Here is a 19,826-nt window from a genome sequence, read left to right on the forward strand (position 1 = left end):
GCACAGTTATGGAAGTCATTTTTTGGTGGACCGTTTTTCCTTATATATGTGGGACCATTTTAATCGTTGCAACATTTTATCGCTTTATCTATCGAGGAAAAAGCTGGACAGCTCCTTCCACGGAAATTTTTGAAAAAAAATGGTTGAGAGTCGGTTCCGTTATTTTTCACTATGGGATTATCTTTGCTTTTCTAGGTCATGTCATGGGAGTATTAATCCCGTTAGAGTTCTATAATGCCATTGGTGTCACAGATGATATGTATCACCTTTTTGCTATTGCCGGCGGTGGGGTCGCAGGTTTGATGGTCGTTTTTGGTTTAGTTGTGATCCTTCTTCGGAAATTTGTTTTCCCTAGTGTGGGAGCACATACGACGTTTGGTGGATATTTTACAATTCTATGGCTGCTGCTCGCAGCTGGATTAGGAACCTATATGACTTTAATCTACAATACAACTGTAGGTGAGTATGAATATAGGCTATCGATTGGACCATGGTTCAGAAGTTTATTTACCTTTAATCCGAAAGCAGATTTGATGCTTGGTGTACCAACTTTATTTAAAGTCCATATCATCGTTTCGTTTATTTTATTTGCAGCGATACCATTTACTAAACTTGTTCATATGTTCAGTTTTCCAGTTCGATATCCTTCACGGGCGCCGCAGCAATATCGGGCACGAGATGAATATAAAAAGGATAGTCATTAACCACTAAAGAACCTCCTTTGAATAAGGAGGTTTTTTTCAATGCATCTGAATCCTTGGATCTTTGTGATAAACTATTAATAAATTTCTTAAAAAATGGAGGGGAATCTTCTGTTTATCTCGAACGAAGCTAGCCAATTTTTGAAACAATTTATGAAAAAAAGAAACAAAACAGGTGTTCGTATTGGCTATAATGAAAAAAGCAACTGAGGATTGTCCAAATTTAAATTAACTCTGGATGAGTTAAAAACAGGGGATTTCCATAAAGAAGTGAACGGATTAACGATCTACTATAAAGATGATGTTGCATCCAAATTGCCTCGTTTACATATTTCCTATGAAAACGGCAGGTTAGGTTTAAGGGATCTTAAGAATGAAGTTGAATAGAACAGAATAGGAGAGTCAATGATGGATTCAAAGATGATACATACATGTAGCCATTTACTAAAAGAAGCTCAGAACATTGTGGTATTAACAGGGGCAGGGATCAGTACGGAGTCTGGAATAAAGGACTTCCGCTCGAGAACCGGCCTTTATCAATTGGCTCCGGAATATATCCTTTCACTGGACTATTTCTATAAACATCCTCGGAAATTTTACGAATTTGCTATTGAGAATCTGTACCATCCAAAAGCATTGCCAAACATAGGTCACGAGATCATTGCGAAATGGGAAAAAGAAGGGAAAGTAAAAAACGTGATCACGCAAAACATTGATGGACTTCATCAAAAGGCAGGGAGTCAGCAGGTCATTGAATTTCATGGAACGATGAAGACATTGTCTTGTACCAACTGCGGAAAACAATATTCAACCGATGAATTAGTGGAGCTAATGAATGAAACCGAGGAATTTTACGTCTGTACTGCCTGCGAAACGAAACAAAAAAGAACTCGGTACATAAAACCGAATGTTGTGTTGTTTGGGGACACAGGCGATTGGTTTACAGATGAAGGGTTTCAAACGATTACTCAGATTCTACATCATGCGGATGTTGTATTCGTTTTAGGAACTAGTCTCCAAGTGACACCATTCTCTATATTTCCTAGATTTAGACGAGAGGGTGTTCCACTTATTATCATTAACAAAGGGAAAACACCGTACGATTTCCAAAGAGATTCCTATGTGATACAAGAATCGATTGGAGAAACCCTTAACAAGTTGGATCAGGAATTACATAAAGGACCCATGTAGTTTATCTACATGGGCTGTTTTACTTCACGATTTTTATTGATTATCCTTCATCCAGTACATCAATAGCAACCAGTCTACTGTGATCATGATTTCCTCTTGCTGAGACCTTAGCCATACTTGATGTAGCATCTATGCTTTCTATCCATACAGGTACTCCATGATAATGAACATTAATTTCATCTTCAGAATTCAAAATTTCTTTCACTCGATTTAAATTCATTTTCAATCACCTCTATACTATTATCACCTAGAAAAAAATAGTTTATGTTTCCTAGGGCTGTTGTAAAAAAGCAATATTTTGTAGGTTTCCCGTATGTCACTGGATGTATCAAGAAACAATAATAGGAGAGACAAACATTCGGAGGTAATCATGAAAAAGGAAAATACAAACCAGCCTGATGACGTAACTTCAAGAACCTATGCCCAAATGAATGAATCTGAAGGATTAGAAATTAGTTCAACCGGTTATGGACTAGAATCCGTTACTAACCCAACTGGGGAAAATAATAATACTGACCATCCTTCTTCTTGCGGAGGACTTTAATCATGTAAAACCCCCATTCCAATTTGGAAATGGGGGTTTTACATGATTCGACATAAGAAGGGTATGAAACTTTTCCATATGATTAATCGTCTTTTTTTATTGGGAGATTTATGTCATTTTGGGGGAGATGAGACTTGATGTACATAAGAGAGGCGACAGAAAAAGATGCCGCTATTTTAGAACATTGGTTACAGAATAAGGAAGAATGCTTTCTTGTTACAAATAAAGAAGAATTTCTGACAGAAGATTATTTGAAGTGGCTAGGAGCGGATGACCAACACTGCTTTAGCTTAATAAATGAACATAACCAGGTTGTTGGATATGGAGAAATATGGGTGGATGAAAGCGAAGGAGACCTTGAATTTGCCCACTTAATTATACATCCTTCTATGAGAAATAAAGGTCTTGGAAAAATTCTTATTAGTCAATTAGAGGAAAAAGCAAAGCTTTTTCCATTTCCAGTAATTTATATGCGAGTGAATCCAAATAATCAATCAGCTCTTCAATGCTATTTAAAATGTGATTTTATCATTGACCCATATTTAAATGAAGTATTTGAGAATAAATGGACTTGGTTAAAAAAGAGCTTAACATCTAAATAAAGGGGAGCGTCATTCATGAATATTTACATTATCACCTGTTTTCATTTTTCCTTAAGAATTATCGTAAAGAACTAATATTTTATATAATTCCTATTTTTTAAAACAGGCAGGATAGTCAGCTAAAATGAAGAATACATAAGGGTTAGCAAAAAAATTTCTGGAGGTTTTTCATGACAAGCCCTATCCTAAACCAAATTGGGACCGTTTTTATCCCCGTAAGTGACATAGAAAAGGCAAGAAATTGGTATTGTGACATTTTAGCATTAGAAGCAGATGGGGAAATTCTGTTTGGTCATCTATATATTTTACCAATGAAGGGAATAGGAATTGTCTTAGACAGCAAAATTTATTCAGAAGAAAACACAATAAAAACCCCTTTATTTCATTTCAATTCCGAAAATATTGAAGAGGCCTATTCCTTTCTATTAAAGAAGGGAGTTCCAATCACCTCAGAAATACAACATGATCATTATTTTACGATTAAAGACCCAGACGGTAATCAATTAATGATTTGTAAGTGTTAATTTTTCCTAGGTGGTCAAACTGAATTTTGCGAGTTTGTAATCTACAAGTTAATCATTTCATCCTATTAATGCCAAAGAGACCGTTATCATTAAAAACGATCTCTTTTTCGTTTATCTGATTTTAAATTAATTTCGCCATATATAACTCATCAACAAACTGATTATCAACGACTAACGAATGTTTTTTAATACCTTCAATCTCAAAGCCCATTTTCTTGTATAGAGCAATACCAGCCTCATTATGACACATTACGGTAAGCTCAAGACGATGGATATTTTTTATTCTTGCCCAGTTTTCCATCTCATTAAAAAGCTTCGTACCAATACCTAAACCGGTGTAATCCTTCCGAATTCCGATCACGATATAAACACTATGACGCATTCTATTAAAATTTTCTTTATTAGCACTTATATAACCCACAATTTCCCCATCTATTTCGCAAATAAGTATTAAAGACAAATCTTCTTCTAGGATTTGTTTTATGTACTCTGTTTGCTCTAGAATAGTTGTTTTTCTTTCCCACGGTTCGAGCATCATAAACGTGGATTCTTGATCTAACGTTTTGTTTAGTTCAAGAAAGTTTTCAGCGTCTGAAACGTTTACTCTTCTGATTATCATGTATATCTCCTCTAAATATTGTCTATTAATTTAATTATAAAAAACAATAATGGACTAATCCAGTTATGTTTATGACAAAAGCACCAAATTCAATTATAAGCAAACGTACTGCATAAATTCTCCAAATTTATTCTGTACTATTGTGCAATCAGATTATCTGGAGGAGAATAAAATGAAAAGTTTAAAATTTTTTCTGATTTCGATCTTTGCTTCACTATTGTTAGTAGCATGTTCCAATTCTGATCAAAAGAATAATCAGGAAAGTATGGATAATATAGAAAAAAGCACTCAAGAAAATTCCAGTCATGGAGGACATGAAGGAATGAACCATACAGGTTCCGCTGATGTTCCAGAGGGTCTGAAAGTAGCTCAAAATCCAAAGTACAAAGTAGGAGACACAGCTATCATAAATGCCGATCACATGGAAGGAATGAAGGGAGCAGAAGCTACCATTGTTGGTGCCTATGATACGATAGCTTATGTCATCTCTTATGACCCAATTATTGGCGGAGAAAGAGTAACCAATCATAAATGGGTGATCCATGAAGAAATAAGGGATCCTCGTAACGCACCTTATAAGTCTGGAGAAGAAGTAACCGTAGAAGCTGACCATATGGAGGGTATGAAGGGGGCCATTGCTGTCGTTGAATCGGCTGAAAAGACGACTGTTTACATGGTTGATTATATACCCACAAATGGCGGGGAAAAAGTAACCAATCATAAATGGGTGACAGAAAGTGAACTTTCGGATAAATAAATTTTAAGCTGCCGCACATGGCAGCTTTTTATTTGTTGTTTGTTAAAAATAATTAAGATTATACTAACCATAGTGAAATTTTTTAGGAAGTGGTTTACATCACATACTCGATAGTATTATTTATAGTAGCAGGTTTAGCTGAAATTGGAGGAGGCTATTTAATTTGGTTATGGTTACGCGAAGGACAACCACTTTATATGGGAGTCATAGGGGGCTTTATTTTAGCTTTGTACGGGGTTATTGCCACGCTACAAACGTTCCCATCATTCGGAAGGGTATATGCAGCATACGGTGGTGTATTTATCGTACTATCCATATTATGGGGGTGGGGAATCGATAAAAAGACACCGGATTTTTATGACTGGCTTGGCGCGTTTATATGCTTGATTGGTGCTTCTGTCATTCTGTTTGCACCAAGAAATTAATCATATATACTGCCAATCTTTAGACATAGATCTTTGTAGCGATTAAAAAAGATTTTGATGGAAGCCTTGTCATTGTAATAATAGTATGACACTATAAAGGCATATACAATCTTGGAGGAAGAAATTTATGTTGCCAAATTGCCCAAAATGTCATTCCGAATATACTTATGAAGATGGTAATCTCTACGTATGCCCCGAATGTGCACATGAGTGGAGTACAGAAATAGAAACTGAAAATAACGAGGAACAGAACGTTGTGAAAGATGCAAACGGTAATATCTTAAACGATGGTGATACTGTAACAGTTATCAAAGACCTAAAAGTAAAAGGAAGTTCATCCGTTTTAAAAGTAGGTACCAAAGTTAAAAGTATTCGTTTAGTAGATGGGGACCACAATATCGATTGTAAAATCGATGGGTTTGGGGCTATGTCATTAAAATCTGAATACGTAAAGAAGGTTTAATCAATTTTATCCCAAATACTCTTACAGAAAGCTACCCCTGGGCAGCTTTCTTTTTTAATGTAAACATTTTAGTCATAGTGGTTGTGATGTTATTGCAAAAGAAAAAGAAACTATTCTGCCTTAATATCAAGAATATAATGATTGGATATTAGATTATGATCGAGTTGAGATTAATAAGGTTTTTAAATAAGTTCCTATGTATTTGTGATTTAATAAAATGATCCCTTGGAATATTTAGTATGTTTGTGAATATGAAAATGATAGGGACTTTATTAAACAACATTCGTACAAGAGGGGGAAATATCATGAATTATATATTTTCGGATCAACTATCACATACAAGAACTAATCTAATAAACGAAATCGTTTTACTTCCATTTGATGAGTTCAACAATAAACCCAATCCACATACCTGGAGTATCGCCCAAATATGTCATCACTTATATTTAACTGAAAAAGTATTTGCCGATGCCATTGTATATGGTTTAAATAAACAAAACAGTCAACCTACCAATTCTAAGAATGTAAGCCTAGCCTTGGATCGAACAACAAAGTTACCCGCTCCTGAAATCGTGTATCCAAGTAGGGAATTAATGGAGGTTGAGCCAATCATTACTTTATTAAATGATTCTAGAAAGAGAATAATAGATGTCCTGAGTAATATAAAAGACCCATCCAGTTTAGAAGAGAAGTCAGCAAAACACCCAGTCTTCGGAGAACTTCGTTTACATCAATGGGTTGAATTAATTTATTTACACGAGCAACGACACATTGAGCAAATTAAAGAAACGAAAGCAGTCATTCATCCATAATTGCACTAAAAAAAGAGAGTGTCAGGAAACCATTAAAAGGTACCTGGCACTTTTTTTTGAAGGTATTTTTAAAAGATGGATTAATAGAGTGGGTAATCCTTCCTTTTTCACCACTTAATGGTAATATGAGTTTCATATAGATAGATTATATTAATCCACCCCCAAAATATTTTTTTCACAATAGACGTATGTATCCCAACTGAAATTGATACACGAATGTTGAAAAGAGTTTTTAACAGAATGGTTGGAAAAAGTAAAGGAATTAACTAACCATTAACTAGGAGGTAATCATGTGTTTATTGTTAATGTAGAAGCGGCCATTTACGATCATGAAAAATGGTTATTAGTTCTAAGAAGTAAAAAAGAGGAACATGCAGGAGGGAGCCTTTCCTTAGTTGGAGGGAAGGTGGATACAGAAGGGAACTCCACTGAAATATTAGAAAGAACTCTGCAGCGGGAAGTCTTTGAAGAGGTAGGGGTAGAAATACAGAATCTGAACTATGTAAATAGCTCCTCTTTTGTTACGGAAACAGGTTTACATGTAGTGGACATCGTTTTTCAATGTGAACTAAAAGCGGGAGAGGCCTTTGTTAAAAGTCCTGAAGAGGTCGATGAGGTGGTTTGGTTGTCCACTTCAGAAATAGTAAATCATCTAGATATTCCAGAGTATTTAAAGGAAAATATTAAAGAGGCAGAAAAGGTTCGGAAGAAGGTTTATCGTTGTTAGCATAAATAAGGAAGGGCTTTAGGCGCAATTCATAAGGTGAATTGCGTTTTTTCCTAGCTTCCACTTACAGTTTAAAATTTAATTAGATACTTTTTCCAATTAGGACATATGTCCTTCTCAAAATGCTTATAACTATTTTTTAATTAGTTTAGAACTTTAATAAATGGGGCGATTAATTTGAAAGGTAGTTTATTGGCATTTTTAGCGGGAGCGCTTATAACGATTCAAGGGGTTTTTAACGCCAAAATTAGCGAAGATATCGGTACTTGGCAAACAGCTTCTCTTACACAGTTTATTGGATTTATAGTGACGATATTTCTCTTAACTATTGTCCCTGACCCATCTTGGAAAAAGCTTAAACACGTTAAACCTTTATTTATAACTGGGGGTTCTTTTGGCGCAATCATTATTTTTTGTAATATCACCGCTATCATTCAAATTGGTGTTACACTGTCAATAGCCATTTTACTGATAGCCCAACTATTCTTAACGTATTTAATCGATCAAAATGGTTGGTTTGGTTATTTGAAACAAAGAGTTCAAATCCAACAGTTGATTGGAATTGGCATGATGATCGTTGGAGTAGTAATATTAAAGTTTTAACACAAAGCAGGATGTGAATAAAAGTTTGAGAAAAATAAATAATAGCGATCAATTAGAATCATATTTAAAGGCATTTAATATAGATTCTATATTCAATAATGAAATTAAACCCTACTTATCACTTTACCATTTTGAACAAGGAGAGCTTATTTGTTCTCAGGGAGATTCTACTGAATTTCTATATGTTCTCGTTAAAGGGAAAGTGAAAATCTTTACCACCTCTTCTGAAGGAAAAACGTTAATCCTATCCTTCAAGAACCCGCTTGAAGTGATTGGGGATATAGAATACGTACAGGGGATTGATATCATTAACACCGTTGAGGCTGTTTCTGCCGGTTATATGATCGGGGTCCATCATGATAAACTTAATAGTTTCTTAAAAGATTATTCGCCATTTCTACAATTTTTATTGGATATCATTACACAAAAATTTTATCTGAAATCTAACTCCATGAGCTTTAATTTAATGTATCCCGTAGAAGTTCGACTAGCAAGCTATTTACTTTCCATAAACGTTGATGAAGATAATCTACAACTTAACGGTCAAATAAGTACTTCTCATTTAACTGATATAGCAAACTTAATCGGAACCAGCTATAGACATCTGAATCGTGTCATTCATCAGTTTTGTCTTAATGGAGTGATAGAGCGCAAGAAAGGATTCCTCTTCATAAAGGATAGAGAAGGATTAAAGTTGTTAGCTGGCGATAATATTTATGAATAGTCTAATCTAGTAAACCACCAAAGAGGAGAGAACAAGAATGATTTTGGGATTATTCTTTGCCATTGTAGCAGGTTTAATGGTCAGCCTACAGAGCATCTTTAATAGTAAGGTAAATGAACAGATAGGAACATGGACAACAACAGCCATCGTACTAGGACTAGGCGCACTTGCTTCGTTTACGATCGGATTATTTCTTGAAGGAAAACATCTATTTATTTTAGAAAATATGAAAGTCTGGTACTGGTTTAGCGGTATAATAGGAATTGGAGTGGTAAGTTGTTTAGTACAAAGTATTAGACTATTAGGTCCTACCTTCGCCACATCCATTACACTGTCCTCCCAGCTAGGATTTGCATTAATATTAGATTCATTAGGCTGGTTTGGATTGCATAAGGTTCCTTTTACTTTTAAGGATTTGATCGGCGTATTCATTATTATTGCCGGTATCTTAGTCTTTAAATTAAGCGATTTAAACACGAGAGAAAAACTCCAAAAGGTGCAGTAAAATTTATAATTAATTCCTTTAAATATTTTACATGAACTATCAATGACATCACGGGAGAGATATTTATGAAAGACTACAAGACATTATTATTTGACTTAGACGATACATTACTAGATTTTGGTGCTGCAGAAACATTAGCCTTGAAACTACTTTTTCAAGAGCAAAATCATATTTTAACTCCTGAGATTGAAAAAATGTATAAAAAGATCAATCAAGGTTTATGGCAATCCTTTGAAGAAGGAAAATTGAGCCGCGATGAGGTAGTAAATACACGTTTTTCCTTATTATTTAAGGAGCTAGGTAAAGAAGTGAACGGTACTTTACTCGAAAAAAATTATCGTCATTATTTAGAACAAGGCCATCAACTGATTGAAGGGGCCTTTGAAATGATTAGCAAACTCCAAAACCATTATGACCTATATATTGTAACGAACGGAGTATCTAGGACTCAGTATAAACGTTTACGTGATTCAGGACTGTTCCCGTTATTTAAAGGGATTTTTGTTTCAGAGGATACTGGTTATCAAAAACCAATGAAAGAATTTTTCGATTATGTCTTTAATCGAATACCAAACTTTTCATTGGACCAAACATTAATCATCGGTGATTCATTGGGTGCTGATATAAAGGGAGGACAACAGGTCGGTCTAGATACATGCTGGTTTAATCCTAACTTAAAGGTAAAAAATTCGGAAATCATACCAACCTATGAGATTCAAAAATTAGAGGAACTGTACGAAATATTACTAAGCAGTGAAAAAGCACTATTACTAAAATAATTCTTGTCTAGTAGTAAACATGAATAAGAAATGTTAGGAGATAGAGCGATGGATAGTATCATTTTTGATTTGGATGGAACTCTTTGGGATTCAAGAGAAACGGTTCTGATAGCCTGGAATAAGGTAATTAAGGAAAGTAAGGAACTTAATATAGAGCTAACAAAGGAAGATTTTAAAAAAACGATGGGACTCCAGGTAAAAGATATTGGTAAAATTCTTTTTCCTAGTCTTAATGACGAGAAGCGTGACCACCTTTTAAAATCGTGTTGTGACCTTGAATGTAACTTTTTAGAACAACATGGGGGTTCACTCTATCCTAATTTAGAAGAAGTTCTAAAGGCTTTATCCCAAAAGTATAAGCTATTTATCGTTAGCAATTGTCAAGAAGGGTACATTGAATCTTTTTTTCAATATCATCAGTTAGGTACATTCTTTGTAGATTATGAGAATCCCGGCCGAACGGGACTTACAAAAGGGGAAAATATTAAATTAATAATGGAAAGAAATAATTTAACTTCTCCTGTCTATGTGGGGGATACAGAAGGGGATTTAAAAGGAGCAGAATTTGCTGGTATTCCCTTTGTATACGCGAAATATGGATTTGGTGAAGTAAGTCATTATGATTATTGTATAGAAGATTTACTGGATCTAGTTGATTTATTTTAGCTGTTTAGTAGATAAATTAAGAGTAAGTCTATTTTCTTACCCCTCTCTCGATAGAGGGTTTTTTTGTGCTAATCCTTAATTTTCAAGGTGATTTCTCTCACAAGTTTATCTCCATACAGATAAGTATAAAACACGAATTGATTTGACTAAAAATTTAGATTAAACTAAATAGTATACTATCTATAGTTTGGAGAATTAGTTATGTTTAAAAAAGAATCGTATACTGAAAAAGTATATAAGGATATAAAAAAGAAAATTTTATCTGGTAAAATTCTAAAAAATGAGAAGATAAATATAGATGAATTGGTAAAGTCATTAGGAGTAAGTAAAATTCCAATTAGAGAGGCAATATTTATGCTTCAGCAAGAAGGATTACTTATATATAAAACAAATGTAGGTACAAGAGTAGTTGATATTAAGTATGACGATGTCCTTGAAATCCTCGATATCTTAAATAAGATAACTGGACAGAATATCTCAATCGAACATAACGCTAGTACAGATGAAATAATGGAAGCTATATCACTATTCCAAAATCTTATAAAAGAATCCAATAATAAAAGAAGTATTGAGGTTGTAAATAAACTTTGCGATCAACTTTTAATATGGAGAAAGGTGTAAAATATGGGATTAGTAGAAAAAAAAACCATAAAAGACCAAGCATACTTTTATTTAAAAGATAAAATATTATCAGGTGAATATAAGCAAGGAACACGAATCAATCTTGAAAAATTAGCGAAAGCACTTGAAATTAGTAATACCCCCCTTAGAGAAGCTGTAAATATGTTAAAGAAGGAAGGGCTTATCGAATATGATACAAAGCATGGAATAACGGTAATTAAACTAACAAAAAGAGATATAACAGAAATTTCAAATGCCATAGCAATTTTACTTATCGGTGGTTATAAATTATGTATAGAGCAATCAAAACAAAAGGAATTAATCACTGCCATGGAAGAGTGTTATCAAAAACAGGAACAATATTTTAAAGATGGTAATAACCCAAAATTTTTAGAGTACTCCATAAAATTTGATGAATGTCTAGTTACTATTTCTGAAAATGAACGGCTAATTTCAATTCTTAATAACTTAAATGATCTATTTTATCTGGTTGTTCAAGATTTTCATACAGAAAATAAGAATAAAATGAATAGTTTAAAAGAACATAAAGACTTATTAGAATCAATTAAAAGTAATAAATGTGAGGATGTAGAGGATAAATTAAATCTTCACTATAAGAATAGTATGAAATCAGTCTTAAAAATTAGATATTAAGGATAAATTAAAGAACTTCTAGCCTATAATATATAGGCTTTTTTATGTTTAATTACAATTCTGACAATTATATTAAAAGTGTTATTTTCAGATAATAATGAATTTTTAAAATATTTATTGAGATTACTTCCATAAAATGCTAAACTTAATTTAATGAAAACATAGTATACTATGTTTTTTTGAAGGAGGATGATTTCAGTTTATGAAAAGTCTTTTTACACCATTAAAAAAGGAAGGATTAACTACCCTAAAGCTGAGATACAATTGGAAAGAGCAACGTATAAATCTATTTGCAGCAAAGGAATGGGAAAAAGATTTTGATTTTTCTACATACAATAAAACCTTCTACAATGAGAGTATTTTGACTGATGAAGCTAGATATTTAAATACCATCGAAGTTAAAGAACTATATGAAAAATACGATTTATTAGAATACCTAGAACAAGTAATAGACTTACTAATTCAAGGTAAACATTTCGGAATGGATTGTTATTATAATGACCAATACAATATCAGGTTTATGGGAAATATACACAGTTTAGCTTTAGGAATTAACAATAGATTACACGCAACCCTAGCTGGCGGAATTCGACGTTATGGTTTTGATCACGTGGAGAAGGATGTCATCATAAATGGACTTAACTTAGCTAGGGCAATGAGCTTTAAAAATGTTGCCGCAAATCTTGCATTTGGAGGTTGCAAAACGACTGTTCAAATGGAGCCTCTCGACCTAAATAATCTTGAAATGATGGGATTTTTGGCATTTTCCTTGGATAAAACAAGGAGTATGACAGGACCAGATATGAACTTTCCGACTGAAATGGCAGATGTGATGAAGGAACACTTTTCAATCCAATATACTGGAGGGCCAAAAGGTCCCTTAGGTGAAACTGGAAAGCCTACAGCATTTGGTACATATTTAGCATTAAAGCAAGCTGTTAAATTCCTAAAGGGTACTGAAAGACTTGATGGTTTAACCATAGCTGTTCAGGGATTAGGAGCTGTTGGCTGGTATATGGCAGAACATCTTGCAAGTGAAAACACCTATTTAATTATTACTGATGTTAATAAGGAAAGAGTAGAAGAGTTTTTAAATCAACATCCAGATAAAGATATTAAATACGTAGATCCTAGCGAAATATTAAAAATAAAAGCTGATATATTATGCCCATGTGCCATTGGCGGAATTTTAAGTGAAGATAACATTCCTAACCTGAACTTTGATATTATATTTGGTCCGGCTAATAATCAACTTAAAGCAAGTAATCAAAATGAAGAAATAAGATTATCAAGACTGATTTCAGAACGAGGAATATTATTCCAAGAATCATGGTGGCATAATGTTGCTGGTGTCATATGTGGAGCAGAAGAATACTTAGAAGGCGAAAATGCTAACTACGATAGCTTAATCAATAGAATAAGAGAGACAGTTCCAGTAAAAACATGGGAAAATCTACTAAATGCCAAAGAACTAGGAATTACTCCTACTGAGTCTATGTATAGAATATGTGAAAAAATAATATATCAAAATTAGAAAGAATAAGATTTATTATATCTTAATTAATTGGGGTGTCCAAATGAAAAATAAATATAAAATTTTTCACTATATCGTTTTATTTTTTATGTTAGGGATAATAACTGCTTGTGGAGCTACAAATGAAAAAGCTAGCACAAAAAGTGAGAAAAATAAAGAAGGAAAGCAGTATACCATTGGTGTAACCCAAATTGTTGAACATCCATCTTTAGATGCTGCTTTTGATGGGTTTAAAAAGGCTTTAGAAGATAATGGATTAAAAGAAGGGGAAAACCTTACATTTGATGTTCAAATTGCTCAAGGTGATATGAGTAATAACCAATCCATAGCAAATAATTTAAAGAGTAAAAATGTAGACTTAATTTTTGCTAATTCTACTCCAAGCGCACAAGGAGCATTAAGTGCAACTAAAGACATTCCGATTATTTTTACTTCCGTCACAGATCCTGTGGGAGCACAACTAGTGGCATCAATGGAAAATCCAGGCGGTAATGTTACTGGTACAACAGATACTCATCCAGAAGCAATTCCAAATACAATTAAGTTTATCAAAGAACAATTCAATGTAAAAAAAATCGGAACCATTTACAATTCAGGAGAACAAAATTCGGTGGCTCAAATTGAAATGGTTGAAAAAGAATTAAAAGGAACAGGAATTGAATTAGTAAAGGTAACTGTCTCAACTTCATCTGAGGTTCAGCAGGCAGCTGATTCTTTAAAAGGACGTGCCGATGCTATCTACATTATCGGGGATAACACAGTGGTTACTGCACTAGAATCAGTAGTTAAACTTGCAAAAGATCAAAAAATCCCATTATTTGTAGGAGAATTAGATTCAGTAAAACGAGGTGGATTTGCTGCATACGGTTTTGAATATTACGATATTGGTTATGAAGCTGGAGAAATGGCTGCACAAATACTAAAAGGGGAAAAAACACCCGCTGAAATGCCTGTTCAATATCCTCAAAACTTAAAGTTATTAATCAACAAAGACTCTGCTAAAGAAATAGACATTAAAATAAAAGAAGAATGGAACAATATAGCTGAATACTACGAAAACTAAGATTTTATATTTCCAAAAGAAAAATTTTAAAAGCAACGGCCCGACAATGTTCCACACCAATCGCGCAATAAGCGATTGGTGTTTTTTCATAAATTGTGCATAGGGAAACAAGATAGTTTTATTTAACTAAAATTAGAGGTAAAATTAAATAAAATCAATAACAGGTGGGGTTTTTTATGGAAAAAGTAAATATCAACGAAAAATTTTCTTTATTTAACGAATATTGGAGTCCAAAAATTGCTGGAGAAATCAATGATACACATGTGAAACTTGCAAAATTAAAAGGGGAGTTCATTTGGCATCTCCATGAACATGAAGATGAAATGTTCTTTGTTGTGAAGGGGCAGTTATTAATAAAATTCAGGGACAAAGATGTTTGGATTAATGAAGGTGAATTCATTATTGTTCCTAAAGGGGTTGAACACCTGCCAGTTGCGGAAGAGGAAGTTCATGTTCTATTATTTGAACCAAAAACCACTCTTAATACAGGAAATCAAGTAAATGAAAGAACCGTCTCCGATCTTCAATCCATATAACTAAAGCCCCCTCATTTTTCAATGGCTAAAAAATACTCACTCATAAATGGATGCTTTATAAACAATAAAAGGGTGGGAGCAACCCACCCTAAAGTACTATATCAACTAAGAAGAAACTCGATGTTTCTTCTTTTTATTTTTGCCTTTAATAACAGTTAGATGTGATGCAGTTAATTTGTTTAAACTGGTTCGTTTTATAATGGGTATAGTCTTTTTCACATTATTAGTTTTTACTTTTCTATTTCTTGCTGCCCTCAGAAATATGATCTTTCCTTTTTTCTTAGCAAGAGATTGACCAAAGATTTTATATATAAAATAAAGAAGTATTCCAACTAACAACATCACCGTGAACTTTTTCATAAAAACAGTTGGATTTTCAAGTATGCTATTCCATATACCAAGCAAACTAAGGATGATTAAGGTCCACCCAAAAACGGATAAAATTTGATTTTTCAACAAAACCACCTCCTTAATACATCTTAATGTATCAAAGGAATTATTTGACAAATTAAACCGTTTTTTCAAAAAATCGTCAGGATTCTATGTCTTTTTATTTACATTTTTATATGTATTAGCATTAGATTAAAGAGAGGCAGAGTAGCCCTTAAATTCTTTAACAATTTCGACATAAATAATCTTAAAACATATAACATACATCACACCCACGATCATTTATATTTGGCATTCTTATGTTAAACAATGAGAATGAAGTGGGGGAGTGAATATGAGAGAGTACCTTATTGTAGAAGTGTTAGACGGTGTGTACTTTGCCAATTTTAAAGATAAAAATTCCCTTGTTTATACCGTTGATCAAAATGAAGCCTGGAAAACAGCAGATTTCAAAGCTGCTAAAAAAATGGTGATTTGCCTAAACAGACTATATAATATTCAATCTAAAATAAAGCCATTAGATTTTTTATGAAAAAACAAAAAGTATTAACCAAGAGGAATAAAATAGAAACACTCAAATTTGATAATGTGGGTGTTTCTATTTTTTTATACGTAATTTTAAATGCAACAGAAATAGTAAGGAGCAGGGGGTGGACCAATTCTAGATGTCCTTTTTATCCATTTTCTAGTTTACATAATATAAATTCTAGGAAGTTGCGGAGTGGGAATTAATAGAGGTCTCAATATCTAAGTATACTTAAATTAGTGAGACGAAATGAAATTTTTTAAAAATATAAATGTTTATGCTTTAAATTTGTATTATCAATAAAAAAACCTCCGGTGAATTTATGCCAGAGATTTTTCATGTTTTATTCAGATTCTTGCATTAGATTTGTTCCATATCGGTTTGCAACTCTTAAGTCATGACCTTCATCCGAATTACTTTTATGAATGATGTCTTCTTTAGCTCCTAATAAACTAGCACTGGTTAATTCCTTTTCAGCTTGATCCAAATCATCATTTCTCATATATATATACACCTCAAATGTATTTTTTGCATCAATATCCTATTTATGCATGTTTTTACTATAAATTAAGGATTAAGGTCGTATATTTTCTTTGCTATGATAAAAAACAGCTGTTAAAACAAAATCCGTCCAGTCCAATCATAAAAAAAGACCGCTTTATACGGTCATTTTTTATATTTTAGTTTACATAATAATATTATTGAAATTATGTTTTTATAACTGGTTGTTGAAATATTGCGGTTAAGTACTGTCTTGGTGTTCCATAATAAAGTACTTGTTGGAATTGAGGATACACAGAATCAAAACGGATATAAATCGGAGAGTCTAATAACCATGGATAACAGGAATAAAACGATTGATCTCCATACACAATGGCTTTTATTGCTAATTCAAGCTCTTTTTGAAAGATCATGAACCTTACTTTTGCATAGGATTCATCGAATTCTCCGCCACTGATATAAACATTTCCCCATAGTTGAAATTCTCCTGTTTGCGGTAGCCATTCGGCTAAAACTTCGTCTCTTAATTTCATATTTATTTTATTTTTATCGTATTGACAGCCTATTGTTAAAAACAATTCACCCGTTGTATCTGAATGTGTTAATGTATATTTTCGATTATCAAGTGGTCTAAAAGGAGTGGCAGGTGGCAAATAGGATACTGAAAGTTTCGAAGGAATAAAAAGGGACATGGCAAGCATCTCCTTTCAAATATTTCCGCGCTTACCATATCCTATGAAAATACATAAACAATCGTGACAGTAGCCTAATACAACATTGAAAGTTACTACTTAGATTAAAAATGTTGGTGTATTTTATTACGCCTTACATACTTAAGTAGATTTGACGTACTTTAGTACATCTTCACGTACTTAGGTACATGATGAAGTCTAGATCCTATATCATTTATTTCCTAACTCCCCGAATCTTTGTTTCATATAGCATCCATTTGCCATTTTTATAAAACCATTTGGAATCAACAAAAGCAATAGTGTCAGAATCAGATACTCCACTAATTTGCTGCATTTCACTAAGTCCAAAATGGTTATCTTTTGTTATGAATGGTGTTAATTTCCCATAAGGGAGTATAATTAATTCTGTTGGTTCGTTTAATTTACCATTTTGATACATGCCAAGATTATCATATTGGTCTTTTTTAAACATTAAATCAAAAACCACTTTTTTATTTGTATCAGGTATAGAAATTTTGGCTTTATAACCATTGGTGAACTGTCCCTCTATCTCCATTGTCTCTGGAAGTGGCAGCTCTACAAATATCATATCTTTAAATGAATATAAGTAATAATCCTTTACTCCTCCATTCCCTTCCCCACTTTCACTTCTTTGAATCGTTAAAAATACATCTTTTACTCCGTCATGATTAAAATCAATTAACTTTAATTTTGGATCTAGACCATATTCATATTTTTTTTCAAGGTTTTTACCGTTCGCCGTTTTTATCGTTAAGTGGATCTTTTTATACACCTTTTCATCTTTATTATTTGGAATTCCATAAATGATAATTTCTTCTTTCTTTCCATCCCCTGTGATGTCGACTTGTTTATTTAAAAGTGTCGTTTTCTTTGTTTCATCATTATTTGTTGCATACACACCAGTGATTGCTGTTAAGGACATAAGAAAAAACGCCATAAACGCAAAAAGTAATTCTTTTTTCATCATTATCCCTCCCAAATAGTCATCCGTTTTTAGTGTAACCATTTATGGGAAAATCATGTAAAACAGGAAAAATAGCAGATCGATTCCATAAAAAAACCTCTCTTACGTAAGAGAGGTTTCCTCATTATTTTTATTGTGCTTTTTTCATATTTTGTGAGCTTTTCTTTTCCCAGCTTTCAATACCTTCTAAGCCTGGAATACTATCAACATAGAATACAGGGTTTTTTCCTTGTTTTCTTTGTGCTAAATAGTCTTTAAGGGCTGCTAGAGCAATTTTGGAAAGCATAAAGATAGCTACGATGTTGATAAGAGCCATAATGCCCATTGTTAAATCAGCTAGGTTCCATACAGTCGTCAATTCAGCAACAGCGCCAAATACAACCATTAAAACAACTGCTACACGATAAACAAAGATAGCTGTTGGACTATTTTTAATAAATTCTATATTCGTTTCCCCATAATAGTAGTTACCAATAATGGAGCTGAAGGCAAATAAGAAAATAGCAATGGCTAAGAACATCGTTGCCCATGAACCGATATGTTCACTTAATGCAGATTGTGTAAGTTGGATCCCCGTTAAATCTGGATTCGTATAGGCATCGGATAATAAGATAATAAAAGCCGTTGCAGAACAGATTAAAATGGTATCAACAAAAACACCCAATGTTTGAATAAGCCCTTGCTTTACAGGATGTGAAACGGTTGCTGTAGCTGCTGCGTTTGGTGCACTACCCATACCAGCTTCGTTTGAAAATAGTCCACGTTTAATTCCCATCATAATAGCCGCACCAATACCGCCGCCAACTACTTGGTCCATACCAAATGCATTTTTAATAATAAGAGTTAACACCGTTGGTATAGCAGTAATGTTCATTAAAATAACCACAATGGCTAATATCAGGTAGATTGCAGCCATTACTGGAACAATGACGGATGATACTTGTGCTACGCGCTTAACCCCACCAAAAATAATAATCGCTGTTAACGAAGCAAGGATCAGTCCGATCGTCATTTTACTTAATCCAAAGGAATCGTGAAAGGCAATCGATATCGTGTTTGACTGAACAGAGTTAAATACTAAACCAAAACAAAACGTAATGATGACAGCAAACGTAATTCCCATCCAGCGCTTTTTTAACCCTTTTTCCATGTAATACGCAGGGCCACCACGGAATCCGTCTTTGTCTTTTACTTTATAAATCTGTGCTAAAGTACTTTCAATAAAACTAGAAGCTCCACCTAAGAAGGCAATCATCCACATCCAGAATACGGCACCTGGTCCACCAGCTGCAATCGCTGTTGCGACACCGGCAATATTCCCCGTTCCTACCCGGGAAGCAGCACTAATACAAAATGCCTGAAAAGATGATATCCCTTTCTTCCCATCAGCTAATAATAATGCTTTATCTCCTAATATTCGGAACATTTCTGTGAAGTTAGTAAACTGAACAAACTTCGATTTAAATGAAAAAAATAAACCAGAGATAACAAGTACTGCAATGAGTATATAAGCCCATAACAGATTATTTAAAAAACCAATGACTGAATCAATAAAAGTCATTCCTTTTCCCCCTTATTTCTTATGAAATCCCACTCTATTTACTTTACTCAGCTAAACTATATAGTTAATAATCTAGCAAAATTTATTATTCTAAACAAGTAATAAATATTTCCTTTTTGCA

The 19,826-nt window shown here is 33.4% G+C and carries 29 protein-coding genes; 22 read left to right on the plus strand and 7 right to left on the minus strand.

Going from position 1 to position 19,826, the window contains the following annotated elements; genetic code table 11:
- The first annotated feature begins 8 nt into the window (after positions 1-8).
- The 3 genes from narI (at position 9) to ACSBPO_RS11735 (ending at position 1,892) form a co-directional block, all read left to right on the plus strand.
- Entirely contained in the window at positions 9-704 is a 696-nt protein-coding gene (gene narI / locus ACSBPO_RS11725; RefSeq protein ID WP_442600228.1) for a respiratory nitrate reductase subunit gamma, read from the plus strand.
- A 210-nt stretch (positions 705-914) separates the two neighbouring features.
- On the plus strand, positions 915-1,088 hold the full coding sequence (locus ACSBPO_RS11730) for a hypothetical protein (RefSeq protein WP_442600229.1): 174 nt from the start codon (positions 915-917) through the stop codon (positions 1,086-1,088).
- Between the two features lie 21 nt (positions 1,089-1,109).
- Positions 1,110-1,892: an NAD-dependent protein deacylase gene (locus tag ACSBPO_RS11735; protein ID WP_442600230.1), complete on the plus strand. Its 783-nt coding sequence runs from the start codon at positions 1,110-1,112 to the stop codon at positions 1,890-1,892.
- Positions 1,893-1,932: 40 nt separating this feature from the next.
- Here the strand turns inward: ACSBPO_RS11735 and ACSBPO_RS11740 are convergent, their stop codons facing one another.
- A complete protein-coding gene (locus ACSBPO_RS11740; RefSeq protein WP_442600231.1) occupies positions 1,933-2,112 on the minus strand; it encodes an H-type small acid-soluble spore protein in 180 nt (59 codons plus the stop codon).
- 150 nt (positions 2,113-2,262) lie between these two features.
- Between ACSBPO_RS11740 and ACSBPO_RS11745 the strand changes: the two genes are divergently transcribed.
- The 3 genes from ACSBPO_RS11745 to ACSBPO_RS11755 all read left to right on the plus strand — a co-directional run bounded on the left by ACSBPO_RS11745 (position 2,263) and on the right by ACSBPO_RS11755 (position 3,562).
- Positions 2,263-2,436 (plus strand): hypothetical protein, encoded by a 174-nt coding sequence (locus ACSBPO_RS11745; protein ID WP_442600232.1) that lies wholly within the window; start codon positions 2,263-2,265, stop codon positions 2,434-2,436.
- 137 nt (positions 2,437-2,573) lie between these two features.
- A complete protein-coding gene (locus ACSBPO_RS11750) occupies positions 2,574-3,038 on the plus strand; it encodes a GNAT family N-acetyltransferase (RefSeq protein ID WP_442600233.1) in 465 nt (154 codons plus the stop codon).
- A 170-nt stretch (positions 3,039-3,208) separates the two neighbouring features.
- Entirely contained in the window at positions 3,209-3,562 is a 354-nt protein-coding gene (locus ACSBPO_RS11755) for a VOC family protein (RefSeq protein ID WP_442600234.1), read from the plus strand.
- Positions 3,563-3,683: 121 nt separating this feature from the next.
- Here the strand turns inward: ACSBPO_RS11755 and ACSBPO_RS11760 are convergent, their stop codons facing one another.
- Positions 3,684-4,181: a GNAT family N-acetyltransferase gene (locus tag ACSBPO_RS11760; protein ID WP_442600235.1), complete on the minus strand. Its 498-nt coding sequence runs from the start codon at positions 4,179-4,181 to the stop codon at positions 3,684-3,686.
- A 172-nt stretch (positions 4,182-4,353) separates the two neighbouring features.
- Here ACSBPO_RS11760 and ACSBPO_RS11765 point away from each other — a divergent pair, with 172 nt between their 5' ends.
- From ACSBPO_RS11765 to ACSBPO_RS11835, 15 genes are all read left to right on the plus strand, one after another.
- Positions 4,354-4,938 carry a DUF1541 domain-containing protein gene (locus ACSBPO_RS11765; RefSeq protein WP_442600236.1) on the plus strand — a complete coding sequence of 195 codons (585 nt, stop codon included), beginning with the start codon at positions 4,354-4,356 and terminating at the stop codon, positions 4,936-4,938.
- A 98-nt stretch (positions 4,939-5,036) separates the two neighbouring features.
- On the plus strand, positions 5,037-5,363 hold the full coding sequence (locus tag ACSBPO_RS11770; RefSeq protein ID WP_442600354.1) for a YnfA family protein: 327 nt from the start codon (positions 5,037-5,039) through the stop codon (positions 5,361-5,363).
- A gap of 127 nt (positions 5,364-5,490) precedes the next feature.
- Positions 5,491-5,826, plus strand: coding sequence for a zinc ribbon domain-containing protein YjdM (locus ACSBPO_RS11775; protein ID WP_442600237.1), 336 nt, complete (start codon positions 5,491-5,493; stop codon positions 5,824-5,826).
- Between the two features lie 305 nt (positions 5,827-6,131).
- Complete coding sequence (locus ACSBPO_RS11780) at positions 6,132-6,638, plus strand: DinB family protein (protein WP_442600238.1); 507 nt, start codon at positions 6,132-6,134, stop codon at positions 6,636-6,638.
- Positions 6,639-6,930: 292 nt separating this feature from the next.
- Positions 6,931-7,365: an NUDIX domain-containing protein gene (locus ACSBPO_RS11785; RefSeq protein ID WP_442600239.1), complete on the plus strand. Its 435-nt coding sequence runs from the start codon at positions 6,931-6,933 to the stop codon at positions 7,363-7,365.
- Positions 7,366-7,542: 177 nt separating this feature from the next.
- The gene (locus tag ACSBPO_RS11790; protein ID WP_442600240.1) at positions 7,543-7,968 is read left to right on the plus strand and encodes a DMT family transporter; all 426 of its coding nucleotides are present in this window, start codon (positions 7,543-7,545) and stop codon (positions 7,966-7,968) included.
- Between the two features lie 25 nt (positions 7,969-7,993).
- Complete coding sequence (locus tag ACSBPO_RS11795) at positions 7,994-8,692, plus strand: Crp/Fnr family transcriptional regulator (protein ID WP_442600241.1); 699 nt, start codon at positions 7,994-7,996, stop codon at positions 8,690-8,692.
- Between the two features lie 37 nt (positions 8,693-8,729).
- Positions 8,730-9,197 (plus strand): DMT family transporter, encoded by a 468-nt coding sequence (locus ACSBPO_RS11800; protein WP_442600242.1) that lies wholly within the window; start codon positions 8,730-8,732, stop codon positions 9,195-9,197.
- A gap of 65 nt (positions 9,198-9,262) precedes the next feature.
- Positions 9,263-9,976: a YjjG family noncanonical pyrimidine nucleotidase gene (locus ACSBPO_RS11805; protein WP_442600243.1), complete on the plus strand. Its 714-nt coding sequence runs from the start codon at positions 9,263-9,265 to the stop codon at positions 9,974-9,976.
- 48 nt (positions 9,977-10,024) lie between these two features.
- Positions 10,025-10,642, plus strand: a complete 618-nt coding sequence (locus tag ACSBPO_RS11810; RefSeq protein WP_442600244.1) for an HAD family hydrolase — start codon at positions 10,025-10,027, stop codon at positions 10,640-10,642.
- A 201-nt stretch (positions 10,643-10,843) separates the two neighbouring features.
- A complete protein-coding gene (locus ACSBPO_RS11815; protein ID WP_442600245.1) occupies positions 10,844-11,263 on the plus strand; it encodes a GntR family transcriptional regulator in 420 nt (139 codons plus the stop codon).
- Between the two features lie 3 nt (positions 11,264-11,266).
- Positions 11,267-11,917: a GntR family transcriptional regulator gene (locus tag ACSBPO_RS11820; RefSeq protein WP_442600246.1), complete on the plus strand. Its 651-nt coding sequence runs from the start codon at positions 11,267-11,269 to the stop codon at positions 11,915-11,917.
- Positions 11,918-12,119: 202 nt separating this feature from the next.
- On the plus strand, positions 12,120-13,451 hold the full coding sequence (locus tag ACSBPO_RS11825) for a Glu/Leu/Phe/Val dehydrogenase dimerization domain-containing protein (protein WP_442600247.1): 1,332 nt from the start codon (positions 12,120-12,122) through the stop codon (positions 13,449-13,451).
- Between the two features lie 43 nt (positions 13,452-13,494).
- Positions 13,495-14,514: an ABC transporter substrate-binding protein gene (locus tag ACSBPO_RS11830; protein WP_442600248.1), complete on the plus strand. Its 1,020-nt coding sequence runs from the start codon at positions 13,495-13,497 to the stop codon at positions 14,512-14,514.
- 176 nt (positions 14,515-14,690) lie between these two features.
- Positions 14,691-15,050 (plus strand): cupin domain-containing protein, encoded by a 360-nt coding sequence (locus tag ACSBPO_RS11835; protein WP_442600249.1) that lies wholly within the window; start codon positions 14,691-14,693, stop codon positions 15,048-15,050.
- A 105-nt stretch (positions 15,051-15,155) separates the two neighbouring features.
- Here ACSBPO_RS11835 and ACSBPO_RS11840 read toward each other — a convergent pair whose 3' ends face one another.
- Positions 15,156-15,506, minus strand: coding sequence for a hypothetical protein (locus tag ACSBPO_RS11840; protein WP_442600250.1), 351 nt, complete (start codon positions 15,504-15,506; stop codon positions 15,156-15,158).
- Positions 15,507-15,774: 268 nt separating this feature from the next.
- On the opposite strand from ACSBPO_RS11840, the gene ACSBPO_RS11845 reads away from it, so the two are divergent.
- Positions 15,775-15,972, plus strand: coding sequence for a hypothetical protein (locus tag ACSBPO_RS11845; protein WP_442600251.1), 198 nt, complete (start codon positions 15,775-15,777; stop codon positions 15,970-15,972).
- 337 nt (positions 15,973-16,309) lie between these two features.
- On the opposite strand, the gene ACSBPO_RS11850 is transcribed toward ACSBPO_RS11845, so the two are convergent.
- The 4 genes from ACSBPO_RS11850 to ACSBPO_RS11865 all read right to left on the minus strand — a co-directional run bounded on the left by ACSBPO_RS11850 (position 16,310) and on the right by ACSBPO_RS11865 (position 19,705).
- Positions 16,310-16,468, minus strand: a complete 159-nt coding sequence (locus ACSBPO_RS11850) for a hypothetical protein (RefSeq protein WP_442600252.1) — start codon at positions 16,466-16,468, stop codon at positions 16,310-16,312.
- 205 nt (positions 16,469-16,673) lie between these two features.
- Positions 16,674-17,159: a staygreen family protein gene (locus ACSBPO_RS11855; RefSeq protein ID WP_442600253.1), complete on the minus strand. Its 486-nt coding sequence runs from the start codon at positions 17,157-17,159 to the stop codon at positions 16,674-16,676.
- A gap of 214 nt (positions 17,160-17,373) precedes the next feature.
- Entirely contained in the window at positions 17,374-18,144 is a 771-nt protein-coding gene (locus ACSBPO_RS11860; protein WP_442600254.1) for a hypothetical protein, read from the minus strand.
- A gap of 130 nt (positions 18,145-18,274) precedes the next feature.
- The gene (locus ACSBPO_RS11865; protein ID WP_442600255.1) at positions 18,275-19,705 is read right to left on the minus strand and encodes an alanine/glycine:cation symporter family protein; all 1,431 of its coding nucleotides are present in this window, start codon (positions 19,703-19,705) and stop codon (positions 18,275-18,277) included.
- Positions 19,706-19,826 lie beyond the last annotated feature (121 nt).

It is taken from the genome of Neobacillus sp. D3-1R (genome assembly GCF_052180215.1).
In the GTDB taxonomy this organism is placed as follows: Bacteria; Bacillota; Bacilli; order Bacillales; family Cytobacillaceae; genus Pseudoneobacillus.

Excerpts from the sequence above, each read along its gene's own strand:
- ACSBPO_RS11820 (WP_442600246.1), top strand. The coding sequence starts at position 11,267 with ATGGGATTAGTAGAAAAAAAAACCATAAAAGACCAAGCATACTTTTAT.
- ACSBPO_RS11865 (WP_442600255.1), bottom strand. The coding sequence starts at position 19,705 with ATGACTTTTATTGATTCAGTCATTGGTTTTTTAAATAATCTGTTATGG.
- ACSBPO_RS11830 (WP_442600248.1), top strand. The coding sequence starts at position 13,495 with ATGAAAAATAAATATAAAATTTTTCACTATATCGTTTTATTTTTTATG.
- ACSBPO_RS11815 (WP_442600245.1), top strand. The coding sequence starts at position 10,844 with ATGTTTAAAAAAGAATCGTATACTGAAAAAGTATATAAGGATATAAAA.
- narI (WP_442600228.1), top strand. The coding sequence starts at position 9 with ATGGAAGTCATTTTTTGGTGGACCGTTTTTCCTTATATATGTGGGACC.
- ACSBPO_RS11775 (WP_442600237.1), top strand. The coding sequence starts at position 5,491 with ATGTTGCCAAATTGCCCAAAATGTCATTCCGAATATACTTATGAAGAT.
- ACSBPO_RS11860 (WP_442600254.1), bottom strand. The coding sequence starts at position 18,144 with ATGAAAAAAGAATTACTTTTTGCGTTTATGGCGTTTTTTCTTATGTCC.
- ACSBPO_RS11780 (WP_442600238.1), top strand. The coding sequence starts at position 6,132 with ATGAATTATATATTTTCGGATCAACTATCACATACAAGAACTAATCTA.
- ACSBPO_RS11845 (WP_442600251.1), top strand. The coding sequence starts at position 15,775 with ATGAGAGAGTACCTTATTGTAGAAGTGTTAGACGGTGTGTACTTTGCC.
- ACSBPO_RS11740 (WP_442600231.1), bottom strand. The coding sequence starts at position 2,112 with ATGAATTTAAATCGAGTGAAAGAAATTTTGAATTCTGAAGATGAAATT.
- ACSBPO_RS11810 (WP_442600244.1), top strand. The coding sequence starts at position 10,025 with ATGGATAGTATCATTTTTGATTTGGATGGAACTCTTTGGGATTCAAGA.
- ACSBPO_RS11825 (WP_442600247.1), top strand. The coding sequence starts at position 12,120 with ATGAAAAGTCTTTTTACACCATTAAAAAAGGAAGGATTAACTACCCTA.
- ACSBPO_RS11835 (WP_442600249.1), top strand. The coding sequence starts at position 14,691 with ATGGAAAAAGTAAATATCAACGAAAAATTTTCTTTATTTAACGAATAT.
- ACSBPO_RS11850 (WP_442600252.1), bottom strand. The coding sequence starts at position 16,468 with ATGAGAAATGATGATTTGGATCAAGCTGAAAAGGAATTAACCAGTGCT.
- ACSBPO_RS11805 (WP_442600243.1), top strand. The coding sequence starts at position 9,263 with ATGAAAGACTACAAGACATTATTATTTGACTTAGACGATACATTACTA.
- ACSBPO_RS11755 (WP_442600234.1), top strand. The coding sequence starts at position 3,209 with ATGACAAGCCCTATCCTAAACCAAATTGGGACCGTTTTTATCCCCGTA.
- ACSBPO_RS11735 (WP_442600230.1), top strand. The coding sequence starts at position 1,110 with ATGGATTCAAAGATGATACATACATGTAGCCATTTACTAAAAGAAGCT.
- ACSBPO_RS11760 (WP_442600235.1), bottom strand. The coding sequence starts at position 4,181 with ATGATAATCAGAAGAGTAAACGTTTCAGACGCTGAAAACTTTCTTGAA.
- ACSBPO_RS11745 (WP_442600232.1), top strand. The coding sequence starts at position 2,263 with ATGAAAAAGGAAAATACAAACCAGCCTGATGACGTAACTTCAAGAACC.
- ACSBPO_RS11855 (WP_442600253.1), bottom strand. The coding sequence starts at position 17,159 with ATGTCCCTTTTTATTCCTTCGAAACTTTCAGTATCCTATTTGCCACCT.
- ACSBPO_RS11750 (WP_442600233.1), top strand. The coding sequence starts at position 2,574 with ATGTACATAAGAGAGGCGACAGAAAAAGATGCCGCTATTTTAGAACAT.
- ACSBPO_RS11765 (WP_442600236.1), top strand. The coding sequence starts at position 4,354 with ATGAAAAGTTTAAAATTTTTTCTGATTTCGATCTTTGCTTCACTATTG.
- ACSBPO_RS11800 (WP_442600242.1), top strand. The coding sequence starts at position 8,730 with ATGATTTTGGGATTATTCTTTGCCATTGTAGCAGGTTTAATGGTCAGC.